Here is a 699-nt window from a genome sequence, read left to right on the forward strand (position 1 = left end):
ACAAGAGAGCGGCATCCATGTCATCTTGATGAGTGGTGATAAGCAGTCTGTGGTCGATCACGTGGCAAGCCAGCTGGGCATCGACAAGGCATATGGCCAAATGAGCCCGCGGGATAAAGCCAGTCAAATCGCGCTGTTGCAAACTGCTGGCCATAAAGTGGCCATGGTCGGTGATGGCGTCAATGATGCGCCAGCGATGGCCACTGCCGATGCCAGCTTTGCCATGTTTGAGGGTACTGATGTCGCGCAGCATAGCGCCTCCGCTCGCTTGATGGGCGAGTCGCTGATGCATATCGATGCGGCACAAAAAATCGCTAACGCCACACTGCGCAATATCAAGCAAAACTTATTTTTTGCGTTTCTTTATAATACGCTGGGCATACCGCTGGCAGCGTTTGGGTTTTTAAACCCGATGATTGCCGCGGCGGCAATGGCGCTGAGCTCCATCTCTGTCTTGATGAACGCGCTACGTTTGACCCGTTTTCGCACTGAGGTTGAGCTAGATAATACCGTCTCTACTCATCATACTGATGATAAGCGCTTGCCAAGTGCCTAAGTCTGCTAGGGCAGTCACCTTCGCCGATATCGCCGTGAGGCCAGATAGGCGGATAACCGAGCGTTTGTATGACTTTATGAGCGTCAGTCGGTGCAAGAGAAGGGAAGTTTGGCGAAATTTATGCTATGATGCCACGTACGATA

General features: G+C 52.1%; 1 protein-coding gene. It reads left to right on the forward strand.

The window, feature by feature from the left end; all coding sequences use genetic code 11:
- Window positions 1-556 (forward strand): HAD-IC family P-type ATPase (locus NK638_RS12365; protein ID WP_274633243.1); only part of this gene is annotated, 556 nt, incomplete at its 5' end.
- Window positions 557-699 lie beyond the last annotated feature (143 nt).

The sequence above is a fragment of the Psychrobacter sp. A3 genome, from assembly GCF_028823565.1.
Lineage (GTDB): Bacteria > Pseudomonadota > Gammaproteobacteria > Pseudomonadales > Moraxellaceae > Psychrobacter > Psychrobacter celer.